19 protein-coding genes, 2 tRNA genes and 1 other RNA gene are annotated in these 19,336 nt (G+C 68.4%); 12 read left to right on the forward strand and 10 right to left on the reverse strand.

Annotation, left to right across the window (positions count from 1 at the left end; genetic code table 11):
- Positions 1-28 precede the first annotated feature (28 nt).
- Together E6A21_RS07150 and E6A21_RS07155 are read left to right on the forward strand one after the other, a co-directional pair.
- Positions 29-868, forward strand: a complete 840-nt coding sequence (locus E6A21_RS07150) for a Nif3-like dinuclear metal center hexameric protein (RefSeq protein WP_138443618.1) — start codon at positions 29-31, stop codon at positions 866-868.
- A 44-nt stretch (positions 869-912) separates the two neighbouring features.
- Positions 913-1,647, forward strand: coding sequence for a zinc ribbon domain-containing protein (locus tag E6A21_RS07155; RefSeq protein ID WP_138443459.1), 735 nt, complete (start codon positions 913-915; stop codon positions 1,645-1,647).
- Here the strand turns inward: E6A21_RS07155 and E6A21_RS07160 are convergent, their stop codons facing one another.
- Positions 1,648-2,415: a YaaA family protein gene (locus E6A21_RS07160; RefSeq protein ID WP_138443460.1), complete on the reverse strand. Its 768-nt coding sequence runs from the start codon at positions 2,413-2,415 to the stop codon at positions 1,648-1,650.
- Positions 2,416-2,474: 59 nt separating this feature from the next.
- Between E6A21_RS07160 and rnpB the strand changes: the two genes are divergently transcribed.
- The 3 genes from rnpB to E6A21_RS07175 all read left to right on the forward strand — a co-directional run bounded on the left by rnpB (position 2,475) and on the right by E6A21_RS07175 (position 4,829).
- Positions 2,475-2,875: RNase P RNA component class A (rnpB, locus tag E6A21_RS07165), an RNA gene on the forward strand.
- 215 nt (positions 2,876-3,090) lie between these two features.
- Positions 3,091-4,587, forward strand: coding sequence for a glyceraldehyde-3-phosphate dehydrogenase (locus E6A21_RS07170; RefSeq protein ID WP_138443461.1), 1,497 nt, complete (start codon positions 3,091-3,093; stop codon positions 4,585-4,587).
- Positions 4,588-4,628: 41 nt separating this feature from the next.
- The gene (locus E6A21_RS07175; protein ID WP_138443462.1) at positions 4,629-4,829 is read left to right on the forward strand and encodes a hypothetical protein; all 201 of its coding nucleotides are present in this window, start codon (positions 4,629-4,631) and stop codon (positions 4,827-4,829) included.
- A 75-nt stretch (positions 4,830-4,904) separates the two neighbouring features.
- Here E6A21_RS07175 and def read toward each other — a convergent pair whose 3' ends face one another.
- The 3 genes from def to orn all read right to left on the reverse strand — a co-directional run bounded on the left by def (position 4,905) and on the right by orn (position 6,462).
- On the reverse strand, positions 4,905-5,477 hold the full coding sequence (gene def / locus E6A21_RS07180; protein WP_138443463.1) for a peptide deformylase: 573 nt from the start codon (positions 5,475-5,477) through the stop codon (positions 4,905-4,907).
- Positions 5,478-5,574: 97 nt separating this feature from the next.
- Positions 5,575-5,647, reverse strand: a tRNA-His gene (locus tag E6A21_RS07185).
- 167 nt (positions 5,648-5,814) lie between these two features.
- A complete protein-coding gene (orn, locus tag E6A21_RS07190) occupies positions 5,815-6,462 on the reverse strand; it encodes an oligoribonuclease (RefSeq protein WP_138443464.1) in 648 nt (215 codons plus the stop codon).
- Between the two features lie 95 nt (positions 6,463-6,557).
- Here orn and mptB (E6A21_RS07195) point away from each other — a divergent pair, with 95 nt between their 5' ends.
- A complete protein-coding gene (mptB, locus tag E6A21_RS07195) occupies positions 6,558-8,117 on the forward strand; it encodes a polyprenol phosphomannose-dependent alpha 1,6 mannosyltransferase MptB (protein WP_138443465.1) in 1,560 nt (519 codons plus the stop codon).
- Here the strand turns inward: mptB (E6A21_RS07195) and E6A21_RS07200 are convergent.
- Complete coding sequence (locus E6A21_RS07200; protein ID WP_342777846.1) at positions 8,097-9,323, reverse strand: glycosyltransferase family 87 protein; 1,227 nt, start codon at positions 9,321-9,323, stop codon at positions 8,097-8,099. The genes mptB (E6A21_RS07195) and E6A21_RS07200 overlap by 21 nt on opposite strands.
- A gap of 307 nt (positions 9,324-9,630) precedes the next feature.
- Here E6A21_RS07200 and mptB (E6A21_RS07205) point away from each other — a divergent pair, with 307 nt between their 5' ends.
- From mptB (E6A21_RS07205) to E6A21_RS07215, 3 genes are all read left to right on the forward strand, one after another.
- On the forward strand, positions 9,631-11,163 hold the full coding sequence (mptB, locus tag E6A21_RS07205) for a polyprenol phosphomannose-dependent alpha 1,6 mannosyltransferase MptB (RefSeq protein WP_138443467.1): 1,533 nt from the start codon (positions 9,631-9,633) through the stop codon (positions 11,161-11,163).
- A gap of 29 nt (positions 11,164-11,192) precedes the next feature.
- A tRNA-Arg gene (locus tag E6A21_RS07210) sits at positions 11,193-11,265 on the forward strand.
- 255 nt (positions 11,266-11,520) lie between these two features.
- Positions 11,521-12,087: a single-stranded DNA-binding protein gene (locus E6A21_RS07215; RefSeq protein WP_138443468.1), complete on the forward strand. Its 567-nt coding sequence runs from the start codon at positions 11,521-11,523 to the stop codon at positions 12,085-12,087.
- A 34-nt stretch (positions 12,088-12,121) separates the two neighbouring features.
- Here E6A21_RS07215 and E6A21_RS07220 read toward each other — a convergent pair whose 3' ends face one another.
- On the reverse strand, positions 12,122-13,240 hold the full coding sequence (locus E6A21_RS07220; protein ID WP_138443469.1) for a LacI family DNA-binding transcriptional regulator: 1,119 nt from the start codon (positions 13,238-13,240) through the stop codon (positions 12,122-12,124).
- 117 nt (positions 13,241-13,357) lie between these two features.
- Between E6A21_RS07220 and ettA the strand changes: the two genes are divergently transcribed.
- Positions 13,358-15,040: an energy-dependent translational throttle protein EttA gene (gene ettA, locus E6A21_RS07225; protein ID WP_138443470.1), complete on the forward strand. Its 1,683-nt coding sequence runs from the start codon at positions 13,358-13,360 to the stop codon at positions 15,038-15,040.
- Between the two features lie 153 nt (positions 15,041-15,193).
- Here ettA and E6A21_RS07230 read toward each other — a convergent pair whose 3' ends face one another.
- Positions 15,194-16,084, reverse strand: a complete 891-nt coding sequence (locus E6A21_RS07230; protein ID WP_138443471.1) for an acyl-CoA thioesterase — start codon at positions 16,082-16,084, stop codon at positions 15,194-15,196.
- 109 nt (positions 16,085-16,193) lie between these two features.
- Here E6A21_RS07230 and E6A21_RS07235 point away from each other — a divergent pair, with 109 nt between their 5' ends.
- Together E6A21_RS07235 and E6A21_RS07240 are read left to right on the forward strand one after the other, a co-directional pair.
- Complete coding sequence (locus E6A21_RS07235; protein WP_138443472.1) at positions 16,194-16,766, forward strand: acyl-CoA thioesterase; 573 nt, start codon at positions 16,194-16,196, stop codon at positions 16,764-16,766.
- A complete protein-coding gene (locus tag E6A21_RS07240; RefSeq protein WP_138443473.1) occupies positions 16,763-17,455 on the forward strand; it encodes a DUF8185 domain-containing protein in 693 nt (230 codons plus the stop codon). Before E6A21_RS07235 ends, E6A21_RS07240 begins: the two co-directional genes overlap by 4 nt.
- A gap of 9 nt (positions 17,456-17,464) precedes the next feature.
- On the opposite strand, the gene E6A21_RS07245 is transcribed toward E6A21_RS07240, so the two are convergent.
- The 3 genes from E6A21_RS07245 to E6A21_RS07255 form a co-directional block, all read right to left on the reverse strand.
- A complete protein-coding gene (locus E6A21_RS07245; RefSeq protein ID WP_281281562.1) occupies positions 17,465-17,920 on the reverse strand; it encodes a globin in 456 nt (151 codons plus the stop codon).
- A 64-nt stretch (positions 17,921-17,984) separates the two neighbouring features.
- Entirely contained in the window at positions 17,985-18,698 is a 714-nt protein-coding gene (locus E6A21_RS07250; RefSeq protein ID WP_138443619.1) for a mechanosensitive ion channel family protein, read from the reverse strand.
- A gap of 162 nt (positions 18,699-18,860) precedes the next feature.
- Positions 18,861-19,328 (reverse strand): OsmC family protein, encoded by a 468-nt coding sequence (locus E6A21_RS07255; RefSeq protein WP_138443475.1) that lies wholly within the window; start codon positions 19,326-19,328, stop codon positions 18,861-18,863.
- Positions 19,329-19,336 lie beyond the last annotated feature (8 nt).

Genomic DNA, 19,336 nt, shown 5'->3' on the forward strand with positions numbered 1-19,336 from the left:
CGCGGACGACGCCGAGGCCCCGGCTTCCGTGCCGACCCTCGCCAAAGTGCTCCTCGCCGTCGAGGAACTCTGGCCCGAGTCGCTCGCCGAAGGGTGGGACGCCGTCGGGCTCGTGACTGGCCACCCCGCCCAGGAGGTGACGAAGGTCCTCTTTGCGGTGGACCCGGTCCTCGAAGTCATCGAAGAGGCCGTGACATGGGGAGCCGACCTCCTGATCACCCACCACCCCCTGCTGCTGCGCGGCGTCCATTCCGTCGCCGCCAACACCCCGAAGGGACGCGCGGTTCACCGGCTCATCGAGTCCGGCACCGCGCTCCTGACCGTGCACACGAACGGCGACAGCGCCGTCGGCGGCGTCTCGGACGTGCTCGCCGACGCCCTGGGACTCGAGAATGTGGAGCCCCTCACGAAGGCGGAGAACGGCCTCCCGGAGGAGGGCATCGGCCGGGTTGGGGAGCTCCCAGAGGTCACGAGCCTCGCCGACTTCGCCGGTACGCTCTTCGGAATCCTCCCCACGGTTGCCGGGGGAGTACGGGTCTCGGGCGACCGCGACGGACTCGTGCGCCGCGTGGCGCTGTGCGGGGGCGCGGGAGACAGCCTGTTCGAGAGCGTCCGTGCCGCGGGGGCCGACGTCTATGTGACCGGGGACCTGAGGCACCATCCCGCTTCGGAGGCGCGCGAATCCAGCCCGGACGGCCGCCCCTACCTGATCGACGTGAGCCACTTCGCGAGCGAGTGGCTGTGGCTCCCTGCCGCTGCCCAGGCGCTCGACAACGTGCTCCACGACCAGGGCCACAACGTGGACATCCGCGTCTCCACGGTCAACACCGACCCGTGGGACTTCATCCTCACGCCGGGCGAGGGATAGAGTCGCAGCCACGAGCGGCACGCTCGATCCCGCTAGGAGGAACTATGCCCAAGGCCCCCGCCGCAGAACAGCTCAAGCTGCTCGACCTCCAGGCGCTCGACGCGAAGCTCCACTCCTTGGACCTGCGCAGACAGGCGCTCAACGCCGACCCTCGGCTCGCGCCGACTGCGGAGGAACTGGCCGCGGCCTCGCGCGCAGCGCGTGAAGCGGATCTCGCCGTCGAGGCGGCGCAGGCAGAGCTCGTCACGGTCGAACAGAACGTCGAGCAGGTCAGCACCCGGATCGAGAAGGACGAGGCGCGGCTCTATGCGGGGGGCCTCTCGAAGGACCTCCAGGCGCTCCAGCACGACATCGAGGGGCTCTCCGCGCGCCGCTCGGCCCTCGAGGACGCCGAGCTCGAGGTCCTCGAGCGGCTCGACGGGCTGCGAGCGCAGCAGGCCGCTGCGGCCGCCGAGCTTGCGCGGGTCCAGGCGGCGAGTGCCGCGCTCCGGAGCGAGCTCGACGCCCAGCTCGCTGCAGTCGCCGAGGAGCGCTCGCACGTCGCCGCCGAGCGGTCCGAGGTGGCGGGAAGGATCGAGCCAGGGCTCGTCGAGGTCTACGAGAAGACGCTCGCCAAACGGGGCGTCGGAGCCGCGCGCCTGTTCCATGGCACATCGGAGGGATCGGGCATGTCCCTCAGCCCGGGTGATCTGGCAGCCATCCGTGGGGCCGCCGAGGACGATATCGTCTTCTGCCCCGACTCCGGCTGCATCCTCGTGCGCTCGCCCGAATGGAGCTGATCACCCCTCGAGGATGAGCGCGAGCGAGGCCGGCTTCCGGCCAGTGCTCCCTTCGCGCAGCTCAGCGTTCCAGCGTTCGCGCGCGGCCGCCAGAAGCGCCTGCGGCGTCCCGGGGGTCCGCCCCCTGCGCGTGAGCAGATGGCGCACGAACTCGCCCCGATGATGCTTTGCGAAGTGGCTCACCACGGTCCGCTTGCCGTTCCGCTCAGTGAGGACATCGACCGTGACGGTCCGGGCTGGCGGGGGAGCGTAGGCAGCTGCATAGGTGCTCGAGCGGCAGTCGACGATGAGGCCGTCCGAGGCGCGTTCCTCGAGCGCCTCCGCGAGGAGCGGCTTCCAGAAGGAGGCGAGCCGCCCGAGGCCGGGAAGCGCCGTCGCCATCGAGAGGCGGTAGGCAGGGACGAGGTCGGCGAAGCCCACGGCTCCCCACAGGGCTGAGACGACGACGATGGCGGCGTCGGCCTTCCGACGCTGGGCCGGGGTGAGCGAGGCGTAGTCGAGCGCCTCGTACAGGACGCCCGAGTACACCCGGTGCGCGGGGGCCGCGGGCTCGGCATGGAGCCGCCGGTTGCGGTCGACGTCGTCCGCCAGCGAGGCGCCGACGCCTAGGACGTCGAGCGCGTCGTGGCGCCCGCTCACCTCTGCAAGGCTCTCCATGACCTGTTTGCGGGCCACCTCGAGGGAGGGGAAGCTCAGCGCGGAGAGGTCGACGGGGGCTCCGCCCGGCGCGGGGGTCTTGCCTTCGGAGGGCGGGAGGAGGATGAGCACCTCGGAATCCTACCCGCGAGGCCCGGGAGGCAGGGGCCGGTACAATATTCGGGCGAGGTCAGGTCGGCCGGGCGATCGCGGGACGGTTCCCCTCGGGGGCCGTCGCGAGGAAAGTCCGGGCTCCACAGGGCAGGGTGGTGGGTAACGCCCACTCGGGGAAACCCGCAGGCCAGTGCCACAGAGAAGAGACCGCCGACGCGTGCCGCGTCATCGACGCGGACCGCGACGGTAAGGGTGAAACGGCGGTGTAAGAGACCACCAGCTCCTCAGGTGACTGGGGAGGCTCGGTAAACCCCACCCGGAGCAAGGCCAGACAGGGCGCGTTCGAGGGCTGCCCGCCCGAGCGCCCGGGTAGGCCGCTCGAGGCCGCCGGCAACGGCGGTCCTAGATGGATGATCGCCTCCCACGCCCGGGCAACCGGGCGTGGTGACAGAACCCGGCTCATAGGCCGGCCTGTCCTCGCATCCCCCGGGAAGTGAGAGCCTGTGAGTGAGTTCACAGGGCTCGCCACCCCTTCCCGGTGGGGCGCCCCGTAGAATTGAAGACGAACGTAGAAGTTCAGGAGCCGGCTCTGCGATCGCAGTTGTCGGCTTTCTTCGTGTCGGGCGCCAGCACCAGGCCCCGGCCGCGCACGACGGCGTGCGCAAGACCGCAGAGAAAGGCACCTGTGTGAGCATGACGGAGACCGCCCGCAAGACGGAGGCCGACCTCAGCACGTGGATCGGCCGAGAGGCCGCGGCGGAAGCGATGATCCCCCTGATCGGGCGCCTGTACCGTGAGAACAACGTCGTGACCTCGGTCCACGGGCGGAGCCTCATCAACCAGTCCGTGGTCAGCCTGCTCAAGCTCCACCGCTGGGCCCGCCAGATCGACAGCGAGGAGCTCGACCTCGAGGAGACGCTCCCCATCCTGAAGGTGCTCGACTCGCTTCAGCTCGGCGCCGCATCGATCGACCTTGCGCGGCTCAACGAGAAGTTCCGCTCGGAGGGCGCAGGGCGCACGCTCGAGTCCTTCCTCCGCGACGAGCTGGCTCCCATCGTGGGCCAGCATGGTGCCGATCCCCGGCCCAGCACCGACGTCGTCCTCTACGGCTTCGGCCGCATCGGCCGTCTCGTGGCCCGCATCCTCATCGAGCACGCTGGCGGCGGCCATGGCCTCCGCCTCCGGGCCATTGTCGTGCGCAAGGGCTCCGAGAGGGACATCGTCAAGCGCGCGAGCCTCCTGCGCCGCGACTCGGTCCACGGCCCCTTCGACGGCACCATCACTGTCGACGAGGAGAACGGCACGATCCTTGCCAACGGGACGCTGATCCAGGTCATCTACTCGGACAGCCCGGCGGCCGTCGACTACACCGCCTACGGGATCGACGACGCCATCGTGGTCGACAACACGGGCCGGTGGCGCGACGAGGCGGGCCTCTCCCAGCACCTCGAGAGCAAGGGTGTCGCCCGCGTTCTGCTGACGGCACCGGGCAAGGGCAGCCTGCCGAACATCGTCCACGGGATCAACCACGAGGACATCGCCGACTCGGACCGGATCGTCACCGCCGCTTCCTGCACGACCAACGCGATCACGCCCGTCCTCAAGGCCATCCACGACAAGTACGGCGTCGTTCACGGGCACGTCGAGACGGTGCACTCGTTCACGAACGACCAGAACCTCACGGACAACTTCCACAAGGGCGACCGTCGCGGCCGCTCCGCAGCGCTGAACATGGTGCTCACAGAGACCGGTGCGGCGAAGGCAGTCGCGAAGGCGCTCCCGGAGCTCGCCGGAAAGCTCACTGGCAACGCGATCCGGGTCCCCACGCCGGACGTCTCGATGGCGATCCTCAACCTGACCCTCGAGCACGAGACCACGAAGGACGAGGTCAACGCCTACCTGCGCGACATCTCGCTGCACTCCGCATTGCGCAAGCAGATCGACTACATCGCGTCCCCGGAGGTGGTGTCGACCGACTTCGTCGGCTCGCGTCGGGCCGGGATCGTCGACGGGCTCGCGACCATCAGCAACGGCAGAAACCTCGTGCTGTACGTCTGGTACGACAACGAGTTCGGCTACAGCTGCCAGGTCGTGCGGGTCCTCGAGGAGATGGCGGGCGTCCACGCGCCGTCGTTCCCCGCGCAGGCCGCCGAGCCTGCAGCCCAAGAGCTCTTGGCCTCAACTCGGTGACGTCACTGGATTCGCCCAGTGAGCGGGGGCAAGATGCATCTATGGAAGCGACTGAGCACGAGAGCACACTCGAACACGCACTCGACGTGGCGAGGGAGAACGCGAAGCAGGCACGCCGCCTGCTCGAGCACGCGCGGGCGCAGCTCGAGAGCGGCATCGTGGGCCCCGAGCGGGTGGCCCAGCTCGAAGAGCTGCTCCAGACCGCCGAAGAAGATCTGGCCAGGGTGACGAGGGAACAGTAGCGCCTGTCCCCGAAGGGGCGCGCACGACCGACAGGGCGCCGCCCGTCTGAAATCGCTGCGGCGCCCTTTCGGCGGTCAGTGGCCGAAAGGATCCGGGTCGACCCCAGGCATCCACGTCAGGCCGGGAACGCCCCAGCCATGCTTCTTGGCCGCCTTCTTCGCCTTGCGGGCATATCGGTCGATGAGCTTGTCGACGTAGAGCTTCCCGTCGAGGTGGTCGTACTCGTGCTGCACGACCCGAGCGAACCAGCCCGTTGCAATGAAGTCCACGGGCTTGCCGTCGCCGTCGAAGCCCTCGACGTGGGCCCAGTCGGCCCGCTTGAGGGGGTACGACTCGCCGGGGAACGAGAGGCAGCCCTCCTCGTCCTCCTCGGGATCCGGGGCCGTGCCGGGGACCTTCGTCAGGGTGAGCTTGGGGTTCACGACGACGCCGCGGGGCGGAACGCCGTCGTCGTTCTTGTACTTGTAGACGAAGATGCGGAGGCCCACGCCGATCTGGGGGGCCGCGAGCCCGACGCCGTTCGCGGCGTCGTTCGTCTCATGCATGTCGTCGATGAGTGCCCGCAGCCCGTCGTTGAACTCGGTGACCTCCGCGGCCCTCCGGTGCAGCACAGGTTCGCCCCAGATGGTCACGGGATGGACGGTCATGTGTGTGGCTCCTCGGTCTTGCGCGGGGGAGCGGGCCAATGCGAGAGGCCGCACGGCGAACCGTGCGGCCTCTCGCGCGGGGAGCGCCCGCTGTCAGGGTGAGTAACGGGGGTCGAACCCGCGACCTTCTGGACCACAACCAGACGCTCTGCCGACTGAGCTATACCCACCATGTGCACCAGCGCGCAACAGAGACCGAGTCCTCGAGACAACGTCTTCGAAACACCGGGTCCCAGCGTACCGCGCCGGCAACGACAACTAGTCTACCTGCTGTTCATCGATGCTTTTGCCACTTTGAACGGCTTGCCGCGACTTTTTCGCCCCGAGTGGCGCAAGCTCACAGGCTGGCTGCTGTGTCCTCGGTCCCCGGGGATCTCGAGGCTCCTTCGGTGATGCGCTCGGCGATGCTGCGGGCCGTTGCCGAGTCGGGCCCGGGCTGGGGCACGAAGACTGCCTCCCGGTAGTAGCGGAGCTCGTCGATCGAGTCCCGGATGTCTCCGAGCGCCCGGTGGCCTCCGGTCTTCGCAGGCGCCTGGAAGTAGGCGCGCGGGTACCAGCGACGGGCGAGCTCCTTGATCGTCGAGACGTCGATGATCCGGTAGTGGAGGTGCTCGACGACCTGCGGCATGTCCCTGGCGAGGAACATGCGGTCGGTCCCCACAGAGTTCCCGCCGAGCTGCGCCTTGTTGGGCTCCGGAACCCACTGGCGGACGTATGCCATGACCTCGGCCTCGGCTGCCTCGAGCGTGAGGCCGCGGGGGAGCTCGTCGAGCAGCTTCGACGTCGTATGCATCTGCCGGACAAAGTCGTTCATCCCGGCGAGCGCGTCGTCCGAAGGGCGGATCACGACGTCGACTCCCTCGCCGAGGACATTGAGCTCCGAGTCGGTCACGAGCACGGCCACCTCGATGAGGGCATCGCGTGCGATGTCGAGCCCAGTCATCTCGCAGTCGATCCAGACGATGCGTTCAGCATGATTTGACACCCTGCCAATGTACCCGAGGGCCCCGTCGACCGGGCCCAGAGGGAGGCCCGATGCTAAACTGGGGCTCTCTCCCGGCTCTGATCGAAGGGTGACCCATGTCCACGACACGCTTTGGCCTTCTCGGGAGGATTCTCGAGTGGCTGAAGTCGCTCTGGACCGCCCTTCCTCCCGTCGGAGTGAACGAGCCTCCCCATTGGGCCATCGGCCAGGGCTTCGTCGGATCGCTCCTCATGGTCTACGGGTCATTCGGTGTGGGGCGCTTCGCCGATGTCTCCCCGCTGACCCGAAATCCGCTCCTCATCCCGCTGCGGACCGAAACGTGGGGTGTCACGAGCTGCATCCTCGCTCTGGCCCTCGGTGCGATGCTGCTCACTCGTTCGTGGCTGCGGCTCGGCCAGCGACTGCGCTTCTGGGGCCCCGGCACGATCCGCCCGGTCGGTCTCGCCATCGCCCTGTGGGGGCTTCCGCTTGTCGTCGCGGTCCCGATCTACTCGCGCGACGTCTACGCGTACGTGGGGCAGGGGCGTCTCATGGCGGCGGGCCTGAACCCCTACACGACGGGGATTTCGACCCTGAACAACTGGCTCGAGCTGGGCACTGATCCCTCGTGGGCCACGACGCGGACGCCCTACGGGCCGTACTTCCTCTGGCTCGAGCGGTGGATCGTGCAGATGACGGCCGGCCAGCCCGACTCGTCGGTCCTGCTGTTCCGAGTGGCCGCGCTCGGCGGCGTGGCCCTCTGCGCCTACTACGGCTACCGGCTGGCCGAGCTCCACGGGGTGGACGGCGCCCGTGCCGTCTGGATGACTGCCGCCAACCCGCTGTTCCTGATCAGCTGCATCGCGAGCGCCCACAACGAGGCGCTCATGATCGGTTTCGCCGTGGCCGGCGTCTACTACGCGGCACGGGGGAATTGGCTCGCGGGCATCGTGCTCACGACCGTGTCGATCGGCATCAAGCCGATCACCGCCGTCGTCCTCCCGTTCATCGGGCTCCTCTGGGCGGGACCAGGGGCCACGTGGCTCCGCCGCCTGGCGTGCTGGGCGGGGACGGGCCTCATCAGCCTCGCGATCTTCGCTGCGAGCGCCCCCGTCTACGGCCTCGGCTTCGGATGGGTCAACGCGATCGTCGATCCGACGCCGGGATTCATCTCCTACACGCCCTCGGGTTTCGCGAGCAGCCTCGTGGACACGCTCACGACCATCGTCGGGCTCGACGGCGGGTCCATCGCGGACGGCTTCCGCACCGTCGTCAAGTGGGTCGGCATCGGGCTCGCGGTCTGGTTCATCCTCCGGGGCGACGACCGCAAGGTGGTCAGGCGCCTCGGAATGGCCTTCATGTCGATCGTCGTGCTCGGCCCGATCATCCAGCCCTGGTACGTCCTGTGGTTCATCCCGTTCCTCGCGGTGACGGGCATCAGGGACAACTGGGAGATCAAGCTCTGGTACCTGACGGTGGTCTTCTTCGTCGTCTTCGGGGCGCAGGACCAGCTCTACGTCTTCAGCTTCGTGAACACGCCGCTGGCCCCTGAGTCCCTCGCGGGCCTCGTGGCGTTCGTCTTCCTCGGATACCTCGTGCTGCTCGATCCGAAGACACGCCGCCTCGTCTTCGAGCGGGCGGTGCGGCGCCGCGATCTAGCGGCCCGCAGCTCCTGATCCGCTGCCTGCCCGCAGCGCCTCGTCGGCAGCGGGCGCCCCGCGGCGGCCCAGCCGCACCAGGCGCATGCCCGACCACACGAAGAGCCCGACGAGCATCAGGTTGCGCAGCGTGAGCACCATCGCCATATAGGGGTTGTTGTGGCTGAGCGCGTCGTAGTACAGCGGGTAGATGAAGTACGTGGCGACGCCGATGGCGATCAGGAGGATCGCGGGAAGGCGCCAGCTGCGGCGGTCCTGGGCGAGGCCGAGGGCGACGACGGGGCCGAGCCAGACCATGAACTGGGGTGAGCCGACCTTGTTGAAGACGATGAACGCACTCACCATGGTCAGGGCGCCGGCCAGCAGGAGCTCCGAGCGGTCCTCGTGACCGCGCTTCTTCCCCTCGTGCAGGGCCCAGAAGATGACGGCCGCCACCGCGAGCGCGATGACGACGAACAGCGGCTGCATGAGGGCGGAGGCCACGGTGCTCCCGGGGCCGTCGACCTGCATCGAGTTGATTTCGTTGTTCATGTACATCTGCGCCCCGCCGATGTGTAGCACGGACATCCAGAGCCAGGGCGTCGTGAAGGTTGCCTCGAGCTGCATGCCGCGGGAACCCTGCGTGGTGAGGAAGTCGAAGAGGTGCGAGGTCACCCCGAGGACCGCCGCGACGAGGGCGACGAGCGCCGTCACGGCGGCTCCGCCCGCCACGACCTTCCAACGGTCGCGGACGACGGCGAACAGCGGCACGAGAGCTGCGGCGGGCCATACCTTCATCCAGGTCGCGAAGGCAAGGATCGCGGTGGCCGCGAAGGGGCTCGCGACGCCGAGGCTCAGGCCCATTAGCACGATGGGTGCGGTGACGCCGTCCACACGCGCGAAACCGAGGTTGCCGAGGAGCGCGATGAACACGAGCCACCACCAGGCTGCGCGGACGCCCTCCGGACTCTTGCCCCAGCGGCTCAGGATCCCGAGGGCAACTCCATCGAGAATCGAGATGAGGATCACCCACACGGCGAGGAACGGACCCGGGCCGAAGAGGCCCGAGATCCAGATCGGGAGGAGGCCGGCGAACGGGTACACCCACGGGGACGGCTGCACGTTCTGGGGGAACCCGGACGCGGCCCAGTCCCGGTAGATGTTGGTGTCGCTGAAGGCCTGTCCCTGGAAGACGTAGACCAGGAAGTACGCGAGGTAGCCGAGGTGGACCAGCAGGTAGCCCACCAGTAGGCCGCGGGGGGAGAACAGCAGGCGCTTCAGCAGGTGGAGCCGATTGTTCCAAGGGCTGAGGTTCGCGGGGCGGGGCGTCTCGATGGAAATGGTGCTCTCCTGGGCGTCTTGACGGCCGCAGACGGTCGTGGCGGCCGCCGGCCAGTCTATCAGCGGGCCCTTTCGAGCCTTCTCTGACAGTTACTGCTGGTAGCATCGAGAGGATGTCATCCTGAGCGGATGGCGCGCCGATCTGGCGCCACGAGGCGGCGCCCGGGCGCGGCGAACCGCTCGGCTCCTTGAGTAAACAGTAGGGACTCCGATGCCTCAGCCTTCGGCGGGCCACAGCCTCAGCGCTGTACCCAGCGCCCGAACCATCGCGGGGCTCCCCGGCAGGGGAAGCCTTGCCGTGTGGCAGGGCTTCATCGCCTCGGTCTGCATGATGGCCGGGGGACTCGGTGTCGGCTGGATGGCGAGCGGGTCCTCGCTCATCCGGGTTCCCTTCTTCATCTTCCTCCGCGACAATCCGTTCCTCGTCGTCGCGTGCACGGTGCTGGTCACCTTCGGCGGACTCTTCCTCGTTCGGTCCTGGCTGCGCCTGGGCCAGCGGGTAGGAGACTGGGGCGCCGTCCATCCGGCCGCCCTGTGCCGCATCGCGGCCCTGTGGTGTGCGCCCCTCATGCTGACGTTCCCGCTGTTCAGCCGCGACGTCTACGCGTACATCGGTCAGGGGCGCCTCATGGTCGCCGGCCTCAATCCGTACGTCAACGGCATCTCGGCGCTGAACAACTACCACAACCTCGGCCCCGACTCGCTCTGGACGGAGGCTCCGACACCGTACGGACCGCTCTTCCTCTGGATCGAGCAGGGCATCGTGTGGATCAGCGGGGGAAACCTTGAGATCGCGATCGCACTGTTCAGGATTGTCGCCGCAATCGGCGTCGCCCTCTGCGCCGTCGCCGTCATCGGTCTCGCCCGCCACTACCGGCTCCAGACGGCGAGGACGCTCTGGCTGACCGTCGCGAACCCGCTCTTCGTCATCAACTTCGTCGCGAGCATCCACAACGATTCGCTCATGCTCGGCCTCGTCCTGCTCGGGGTCCTTGCCACCGTCCGCGGGCGTCCGGTCCTCGGGGTCGTCTTGGTGACCCTGTCGATCGGCATCAAGCCGATCACGCTCATCGCCCTGCCGTTCATCGGCCTGATCTGGGCGGGACGGCAGGCCGGGTGGGGACGGAAGATCTCGTGCTGGGCCCTGACCGTCCTCATCTCAGGGGGACTGCTGACGATCGAGGGCGCGGTCACCGGCTTCTGGTTCGGATGGCTCCCGGCAATGACGACATCCGGCACTGTCTGGACCTGGTACGCCCCCTTCGGGCTCCTCTCGGTCACGGCAGCGACCCTAGTCCAGTACGTGAATGGGCCGGGCGACGTCGTCGCCGAGATCATCAAGGCCATCGGCCGCGGCCTCGGGATGCTCGTGGCCCTCTGGTACGTGTTCCGGGGGAGCTTCGACAAGCTCGTTCTGCGGATCGCGCTCGCCCTGACCGCCGTCGTGGTCACCGCGGCCGCCATCCAGCCGTGGTATGTCACGTGGCTTGCCGCCTTCTTCGCCCTCGCGGGGGTGGCGGAGGGGTGGTACCTGCGGGCGTACTACTTCGCGACAGTCTTCTTCACGGTCATCGCGCTCACCGACCAGCTTGACGTCTTCGACTGGATTCCGCTCGTCGCAATCCGTTCGGTGGCGATCGTGCTGAGCGTCATCTTCGTCGCATACATGATGTTCTGGGACTGGAAGACGCGGAGCCTCTTCACCCGGTTCACCTCCCTCAAAGGGGCTCCGGCCGCGCGATAGACTGAGCAGGCATGCCGCGCACTGCGCCCGCCCCAGTAGCTCAGCGGATAGAGCAGGGGCCTTCTAATCCTCTGGTCGGGGGTTCGACTCCCTCCTGGGGCGCGTTTGTGGCTCGGGACGTCCGCCGCGTCTCGGGACGATTGAACACCCCCGGTCTTCGGATCGGGGGTGTTCTGTCTTTAATCCCAGCCGCCCCTTGGTCCCGGCGGACTTGGCCGGGGTTGGACCTCCACAGACCCTCGTCACGGCGCGTCGTCCACATCCGGACAGCGACCCCGCCGCGTCCGCCAGCGCATGACGGACGCTGGTAGCACCCGCAGGGGCGGGAACCGGATTCCAGAGAGACAAGGATGTGTGATGAGCGACACGATCATCGTGCGAGGATTCGTTGCGACGGACCCGAGGGCCAACACGACAAACGGTGGTGACATCGTCTCGAACTTCAGGCTCGCAGTCACCGAGCGGCGCTACGACCGGGAGGCTGCTGCGTGGGTCGACGGCCACACGAACTGGTTCACCGTCGTGGGCTTCAGGCAGCTCGCCGCCAACATGTGCGGAAGCCTCAAGAAGGGCCAGCGCGTGATCGTCGTGGGCAAGCTGCGGCTCAAGCAGTGGGACAAGGACGGCCGCGTCTACCACGCCGCCGAGGTGGAGGCGGAGTCGGTGGGCCACGACCTCTTCTGGGGCTCCGCGAAGTTCTCCCGCAACCCCCAAGACGGCCAGCGGCAGGAAACGGGCAGCGCGCGCGTCGCCGTCGAGGGGGTCGGTGTTGTGGACCTCGACACCGGCGAGGTGCCAGAGGACGAGGGCCACGGCGAAGGCGATCCGGACGACGACGCCGTGTCACCCCCGGTGATCGACCTCCCGGCCGCCGCTCCCCACCGGGATGATACGGATCGGGCGACGGACCTCCTGAGCGCCTGAGGATGCAAGCGCCAGAGGACCCCGCCGTCTGGAACTAAGCAGTCCTGGCCGTGCTCTCCCTCAGGACGACGTCCCCGAAGGCAGGGGTGGGATCAGCGCCGGTCAGGGCAGCCTCCGCGGCGCTGCGCCCGATGTCCTCGAGCGGAAGGCGAACTGTCGTCAGGCCGGGGATGAAGTCCTCGAGCGTGTTGATGTCGTCGAAGCCGGCGACGGCGTAGTCGGCCGGCGCGCGGAGGCCGCGGTGGCGGAGTGCGGCCACGACGCCCATGGCCATCCGATCGTTGACAGCGAAGATGCAGCAGGGATTCCCGGCGCTCGCCGCTAGCCGCACGGTTTCCTCGAGGTCGAGGCCGGCGCCGAAGCCTCCGTCCCGGTTGAAGGCGGCGCGGAGTACCTCAGCCTGGGGGAGTCCCTGTTCGGCCAGTCCCCGTTGGAATCCTCCGACCCGCAGGTCAGAGGTGATGAGGCCCTCGGGCCCGGCGACGATGACAAATCTGGAATGGCCCTGCCCAGCAAGGTCCCGAGCGAGGTCGTAGGCCAACGACTCGTTCGGAATCTCGACGAGAACAGGGGAGCTGCCGCCAGCAGGGTGCGCCCCGCCGGCGTGATCGGACACCCCGCGACCGGACACGCCGTGACCGGACACGCCTCGATGGGTCGGGTCCACCAAGTCGTGGCCTACCAGCACAAGCCGGCCCCCGTTGGCCAAGTAGCGGTTGGCATCGCGCAGAAGGGCGGAATTGGCCGGCTCGTCCTCGGAACGGCTCGAGCGGCTGCCTGCCAGGACGATCGCGTCCGCACGGCGGGAGGTGAAGGCTTCGACGGCCAACCGCTCCTCCGCCGGGGTCCCATCGGTGCTCGTGAGCAGAAGGATCTTGTTGAGCTCCCGAGCGGCAGACTGCACCCCTCGGGCGATAGAGGAGAAGTACGGGTCGGCGATGTCATGGACGATCAGGCCGAGGAGGCCGGAGCTCGACCGCGCAAGAGCCTGTGCCTGAGCGTTGGGAATGTACCCGAGCGACGTCGCCGCGGCGCGGACTCGCTCGGCGATGTCCGGTCCCGGGGTGCGGCTGGACCCGTTCAGGACGCGGGACGCAGTGGCGGGCGATACCCCCGCAGCTCGGGCGACCTCGCTGAGGGTCACGGCAGGCATATAGGTCTCCCTCTTCAGGCTCTGGCCTGATTATGGCATTGGGGACCCGGCCGTCCGGGGCTTGCGCAGCGAGCAGCGGATATGAGTTCGGCCCACGGAACCACTAGATTAGACGGCATGGCGGAATTCATCTACACCATGACCAAGGCCCGGAAAGCCGTGGGCGACAAGGTGATCCTCGACGATGTCAGCATGTCGTTCTTCCCCGGTGCCAAGATCGGTGTCGTGGGTCCCAATGGCGCTGGCAAGTCGACCATCCTCAAGATCATGGCGGGGCTCGACAGCCCGTCCAACGGCGAGGCCCGGCTCTCCCCGGGCTACAGCGTGGGCATCCTGCTCCAGGAGCCACCGCTCAACGAGGAGAAGACAGTGCTCGGGAACGTCCAGGAGGGCGTCGGCGAGATCTACTCCAAGATCCAGCGGTTCAACGAGATCTCCGAGGAGATGGCGAATCCCGACGCAGACTACGACTCGCTGCTCGCGGAGATGGGCAAGCTCCAGGAAGCGATTGACGCCGCGGATGCGTGGGATCTGGATTCCCAGCTCGAGCAGGCCATGGATGCCCTCCGCTGCCCTCCGCCCGAGGCAGACGTGCGAGTCCTCTCGGGTGGCGAGCGCCGCCGCGTCGCGCTCTGCAAGCTCTTGCTCCAGAAGCCCGACCTCCTGCTCCTCGACGAGCCGACCAACCACCTCGACGCCGAGAGCGTCCAATGGCTCGAGCAGCACCTCGCAAGCTACGCCGGCGCCGTGCTGGCCGTGACCCACGATCGCTACTTCCTCGACCACGTGGCCGAGTGGATCTGCGAGGTCGACCGCGGCCGGCTGTACCCCTACGAGGGGAACTACTCGACGTACCTCGAGAAGAAGCGGGCCCGACTCGAAGTCCAGGGCAAGAAGGACGCCAAGCTGGCGAGGCGCCTTGCCGAAGAGCTCGACTGGGTTCGCTCGAACGCCAAGGGGCGCCAGACGAAGTCGAAGGCCCGTCTGGCCCGCTACGAGGAGATGGCTGCGGAGGCCGAGCGCACCCGCAAGCTCGACTTCGAGGAGATCCAGATCCCGCCGGGACCACGGCTCGGCCAGCTGGTCATCGAGGCCTCCAACCTCAAGAAGGGCTTCGGCGACAGGATCCTCATCGAGGGCCTCTCGTTCTCGCTCCCGCGGAACGGCATCGTGGGCGTCATCGGCCCGAACGGCGTCGGCAAGACGACGCTGTTCAAGACCATCGTCGGCCTCGAGCCGCTCGACGGGGGAGACCTCAAGATCGGCGATTCGGTGAAGATCTCCTACGTCGACCAGACGCGCGGTGGGATCGACCCGAACAAGTCCCTGTGGGAGGTCGTCTCCGACGGGCTCGACCACATCCAGGTCGGCCAGGTAGAGATGCCATCCCGCGCCTACGTGTCCGCGTTCGGCTTCAAGGGGCCGGACCAGCAGAAGAAGGCGGGTGTCCTCTCCGGCGGTGAGCGCAACCGCCTGAACCTCGCCTTGACCCTCAAGCAGGGCGGGAACCTCCTGCTCCTCGACGAGCCCACGAACGATCTGGATGTCGAGACGCTCACGAGCCTCGAGAATGCCTTGCTCGAGTTCCCCGGCTGCGCTGTGGTGGTCTCCCACGACCGCTGGTTCCTCGATCGCGTCGCCACGCACATCCTCGCCTACGAGGGCACGGACGAGGACGAGTCGAAGTGGTACTGGTTCGAGGGGAACTTCGAATCGTACGAGCAGAACAAGATCGAACGCCTCGGCCCCGACGCAGCCGCGCCGCACCGCGTGACGCACCGGAAGCTCACCCGCGACTGATCCCGTCAGGCGACCGATGCCGCCACACGAGTGACGCTGTATCGGATGGCCAGGTTCCGTGGGCCGCGGCCCACGGAACCTGGCCATCGCGCGTCTGCGCCGGTCGGTATTAGCTGCGCCGTCGGAGGCAGCTGCGCTGAGGGGCCGTTCGCCCTAGGCGAGCGGGATCCGGACCATGCCCTCCTGGCCGACGGTCGCGACGTGCACGCCGTCGCGCGTGAAGATCCTTCCCACGCCGAGCCCACGTGCCCCATGCGCACTCGGCGACTCCTGCACGTAGAGGAGCCACTCGTCGACGCGGACCGGGCGGTGCCACCACATGGCGTGGTCAAGGCTCGCAATGTTGAGCTCGGGGTTGACCCAGCTGAGGCCATGACGCCGCAGGACCGGCTCGAGGACCGTGTAGTCGCTCGCGTAGGCGAGCGCTGCGCGGTGGAGGCGGTCGTCGTCCGGCATGGGCCCGAAGGTCTTCATCCAGACGGCATTGCGCGCCACGTGGTCGCCGGACGCCGAGAGGTACAGCGCGGAATCGACGTGGCGGACGTCGAAGGGCCTGTCGAAGGCCCAGTACTGGGCGACCGGATGGTCGATCGAGCCTAGGAGGTCGGCGGTGCTCGGCAGGGATTCCGGCTCCGGCACGCCTGCGGGCATCTCGGACTGGTGGTCGACGCCCAGTGACTCGGTCTGGAACGACGCGATCATCGAGAGGATCGGCGCGCCGTCCTGGTAGGCGTGGACCTGGCGGGCGGAGAAGGAGCGTCCGTCGCGGAGCCTCTCGACGCCGAAGGTGATGGACTTGTCAGCGTCGCCGGGGCGTAGGAAGTAGCCGTGCATCGAGTGGACGATGCGGTCGTCCGGGACAGTCCTCGTCGCGGCCATCAGGGTCTGGGCCAGCACTTGGCCGCCGAATACGCGGTGCCTCGGCTGCCGCTCGCTCGGCCCCACGAAGATGTCCTTGTCCGTCCGGGCGCCGCCGAGGTTGTCGAGGTCGAGCAGTGTCAGCAGGGTGTCCGTGGGGCCGGACGAGCGGGCGGGCGACGTCATGCCTTGACACTAGACGGGCCGCCGGGAAGCCAACAACCCGGCGTGCCGACGGCGGTTCGCGTGCCGGCGGCGGTTCGCGAGCCGAGTTGCGGCAGGGGAAGATGGAAGCATGCCTGCTGCCTACCAATTCCCGCTTCAGCTGCGCTTCGGCGACGTGGACTCGTACGGGCACGTCAACAACGTGCGCTTCCTGCAGTTCCTCGAGGACGCGCGCGTCCACTGGCTCCGCGAACCGCTTCCCGAAGGCGTCCCAGGCAGCGGCGACGGATCCGGTCCCGAGTCGACGATGTTCGACTTCGTGACGTCGGAGAACTTCACCCTCGTCGGGCGGCACGAGATCGAGTACCTCGCCCCGCTCCTCTACCGGCCGACTCCGATCGTCGTGAATCTCTGGCTGACGAGGCTCGGCGGGTCGAGTTTCGACCTCGGTTACTCGGTTGCGGAAGCGGACGGCAGCCCGCTCTACGCCTACGCGGCGACGTCGATGGTCCTCGTGAGCCGGTCGACTGGCCGGCCGGTCCGTGTTCCGCAAGGTCTCCGGGAGGCCTTCGGCCATTACGCCGGGCCCGCGGTCCCCTTCCGCAGACGGCCGCCTCTGCCCGCTCGGGTCCCGTCCGACGCGCAGCCGGGACTGTCCGATGAGGGTTCTGCGGCCGCGTCGGCAGAGGGCGGCGCGGCATGAGCGCCGCCGACGTGCAGACCGTCTTGGACCTCGGGGACCGCGAGGCGGTCGCGGACCTCGGCACGTTCATCGCCCGTGCCCGGGCTGTCGACCCCGCCGGAGCCATCAGGTTCCAGGCCGTGGGACGCGTCCTCGCCATGTACGTGTGCGTCCTGCGGCCGCACATGCTGGGTGAGGCCACGCCGACGGTGCTCGGCATGCGGGCGGTGCCGATCGCGTCGTCGGCCGACGTCGACACGACAGTGCCCATGGCGTCCGTCGCGGACCGGCTCGCGCGCCTCGGCGACGAGGGCACCCTCCTCGACGTCCCGCCGTCGTCCGTCCACGTGCCCTGGGCCGCCGTCACACCCCCACGGGGCCCTTGGGCCCCCACCGGCGAGATCCCGGCGGAGGTTCTGAGCGCGGCGGCGGCAGCCGGGATGGCCGAGGTGGCGGCCCTGGTGCCGGAGCAGCCGGGGGCGGCAATGGTCGACGTCGCGCGGGCGCAGGTGTGGGGGAGGGGCGTCGGCGACGCGGATCGGATCCCTGCCGGCGCGGCCTTCGCGGCGGAGGCGCTCGGCTTCCTGCGGCCCGGCGAATCCCTCGCGGTCTTCGAGTCCGGGGCGTGGCTGCGGATCAGCTCGCCCCGCGGGCACGTGCTGTGCCGAGTGCCGGGCGGCAGGGTTCCGGGCGGCCGGAAGCCGAGCTGAAGCCCGGGCTCACTCCTCGAACGTGTTGACGAGGGAGTGGGCCGCGCGCTCGAGGTAGTCCCAGAGCGTGGCCTCGTGGAGCGGCGGCAGGTGCAAGGCGTCCACGCCGGCCCGCATGTGGTGGAGCCACCTGTCACGGGCCTCGGGGCTGACCTTGAACGGCATGTGCCGCATGCGCAGGCGAGGGTGCCCCCGTTCCTGCCCGTACGTGCTCGGGCCGCCCCAGTACTGCTCGAGGAACATTGTGAGCCGCCGCCGCGCAGGGCCGAGGTCCTCCTCGGGATACATGGGGCGCAGCACGGGATCCTCGGCCACGCCGTCGTAGAACACGTCGACGAGCTTGACGAAGGCCTCGTGGCCCCCGATCTCGGAGTAGAACGTGTTGGCGTAGTCCTCCCGGGCGAACGGGTCGTTAACCTTCAACAGGTTCCGACGGGCCGGGCCCTCGCCCTGGTTCTCGGTCACTGGCGTGAGCCGTCCTTCCTCGTGCTGTCCTCGATCCACCGTAGCCCGATCCAAGGGCTCCGTGTCATTCCGCTGCCCGCTGGCCCTGCGCATCCGGCTTCGTGGCGGCGGCTCCGGGACTGTGGGTGGCTGGAGCACCCTGGGCGGGGTGAGCCGCCGTATCGTCGGCGATCGGGACATAGGAGCCCTGGGAACGGTTCCCGACTCGGAGGATCTCACCGTTGCGCAGGTACCAGATCGCACCGTCCTCTGCTCGGACACGCGTGATCCGGAGGCCGACGCTCTCGACTGTGCCGACCACCTCGCCGGCGCCGAGCTCGATCACGTCGCCGATCCCGAACTGGTCCTCGAGTGTGAGGAAGATCCCGGAGAGGAAATCGCGGATGAGCTGCTGGGCGCCGAAGGCGACTGCGACGCCGAGGATGCCGACGCTGGTCAGGAGCGGCGCGATGTCGACCCCGAAGGCCTTGAGCACGTAGATGAGGACGATCGTCGTGATGACGACGACCACCACCGAGTTCAGGAGCGATCCGATGGTCTTGGCCCGCTGCGCCCGCCGTTCGGAATCGAGCACTCGGAGCGCAGGCGCTGCCCATCGGAAGAAGCGGCGGTTCGTGAGCTGTGAGCCCGCGAGGACGCGCTTGACGACCTGACGGATGAGGAACGAGGCCACGAGCCACGCGAGCAGGCCGAAGCCGATGGCGATCGCCACCTGCAGGAGGGTCGAATTGAACGTGCTCACCGCCGTGTCCAGCTCAGCGGCCGTGAGGTGCGGCATGGCGGAGTCTGTGGGCGACGGAGTGGCGGTGGGGGTCGGGGTGGGCGACGCGGTGGCGGTCTGGGCGGTCAGGGGCATACGCAGAACGAACTGCACGGTCCGAGTGCCTCCTCAGCTGGGGGAAAAGTGGTGCTTTTCCACCCTAGCGAGGTTTGCTGGACGTCAGGGAAACGAAGGTTCGGCGTGGACGGGGAAGTTCACGGAACGTGCTATGAAGCACAGCTCGTGGGCCTCCTCGTGCAGCGCATCGGCGAGTTCCCGCTGGCCCTCGTCCGCGAGTTCCACGCTCGGGTGGAGGATCGCCTGAGTGAATTCCCCGCTCCCGTCCCGGTTGAGGCGCATGGTCCCCTGCGCGGAGTCGGTGTAGCCCACGACGACGACGCCGTGGGTCACCGCGACGTGCAGGTACGAGAGCATGTGGCACTGCGAGAGGGCCGTCAGCAGAAGCTGCTCCGGATTGAAGCGATCTCGGTCACCCCGGAAGGTCGGGTCTGCGGAGCCGGGGAGGACGGGCAGGCCCGGGAGGGCGATGTCGTGCTCCCGCCCGTAATCCCGGTAGCCCGATGTCCCAGTTCCCCGGTTCCCCGTCCACGTTACGGTGACGCTGTACTGGTGCTCGTCGAGGGCCATGGCCAGAG

The sequence above is a fragment of the Sinomonas susongensis genome (assembly GCF_005877005.1).
Lineage (GTDB): Bacteria > Actinomycetota > Actinomycetes > Actinomycetales > Micrococcaceae > Sinomonas > Sinomonas susongensis.

Bases quoted from the DNA above. Each gene is read 5' to 3' on its own strand.
- E6A21_RS07215 (WP_138443468.1), top strand. From the start codon at position 11,521: ATGAGCGACACGATCATCGTGCGAGGATTCGTTGCGACGGACCCGAGG.
- E6A21_RS07175 (WP_138443462.1), top strand. From the start codon at position 4,629: ATGGAAGCGACTGAGCACGAGAGCACACTCGAACACGCACTCGACGTG.
- E6A21_RS07155 (WP_138443459.1), top strand. From the start codon at position 913: ATGCCCAAGGCCCCCGCCGCAGAACAGCTCAAGCTGCTCGACCTCCAG.
- E6A21_RS07170 (WP_138443461.1), top strand. From the start codon at position 3,091: ATGACGGAGACCGCCCGCAAGACGGAGGCCGACCTCAGCACGTGGATC.
- E6A21_RS07235 (WP_138443472.1), top strand. From the start codon at position 16,194: ATGCCTGCTGCCTACCAATTCCCGCTTCAGCTGCGCTTCGGCGACGTG.
- mptB (WP_138443465.1), top strand. From the start codon at position 6,558: ATGTCCACGACACGCTTTGGCCTTCTCGGGAGGATTCTCGAGTGGCTG.
- def (WP_138443463.1), bottom strand. From the start codon at position 5,477: ATGACCGTCCATCCCGTGACCATCTGGGGCGAACCTGTGCTGCACCGG.
- E6A21_RS07220 (WP_138443469.1), bottom strand. From the start codon at position 13,240: ATGCCTGCCGTGACCCTCAGCGAGGTCGCCCGAGCTGCGGGGGTATCG.
- ettA (WP_138443470.1), top strand. From the start codon at position 13,358: ATGGCGGAATTCATCTACACCATGACCAAGGCCCGGAAAGCCGTGGGC.
- E6A21_RS07230 (WP_138443471.1), bottom strand. From the start codon at position 16,084: ATGACGTCGCCCGCCCGCTCGTCCGGCCCCACGGACACCCTGCTGACA.
- E6A21_RS07250 (WP_138443619.1), bottom strand. From the start codon at position 18,698: ATGCCGCACCTCACGGCCGCTGAGCTGGACACGGCGGTGAGCACGTTC.
- E6A21_RS07240 (WP_138443473.1), top strand. From the start codon at position 16,763: ATGAGCGCCGCCGACGTGCAGACCGTCTTGGACCTCGGGGACCGCGAG.
- mptB (WP_138443467.1), top strand. From the start codon at position 9,631: ATGCCTCAGCCTTCGGCGGGCCACAGCCTCAGCGCTGTACCCAGCGCC.
- E6A21_RS07255 (WP_138443475.1), bottom strand. From the start codon at position 19,328: ATGGCCCTCGACGAGCACCAGTACAGCGTCACCGTAACGTGGACGGGG.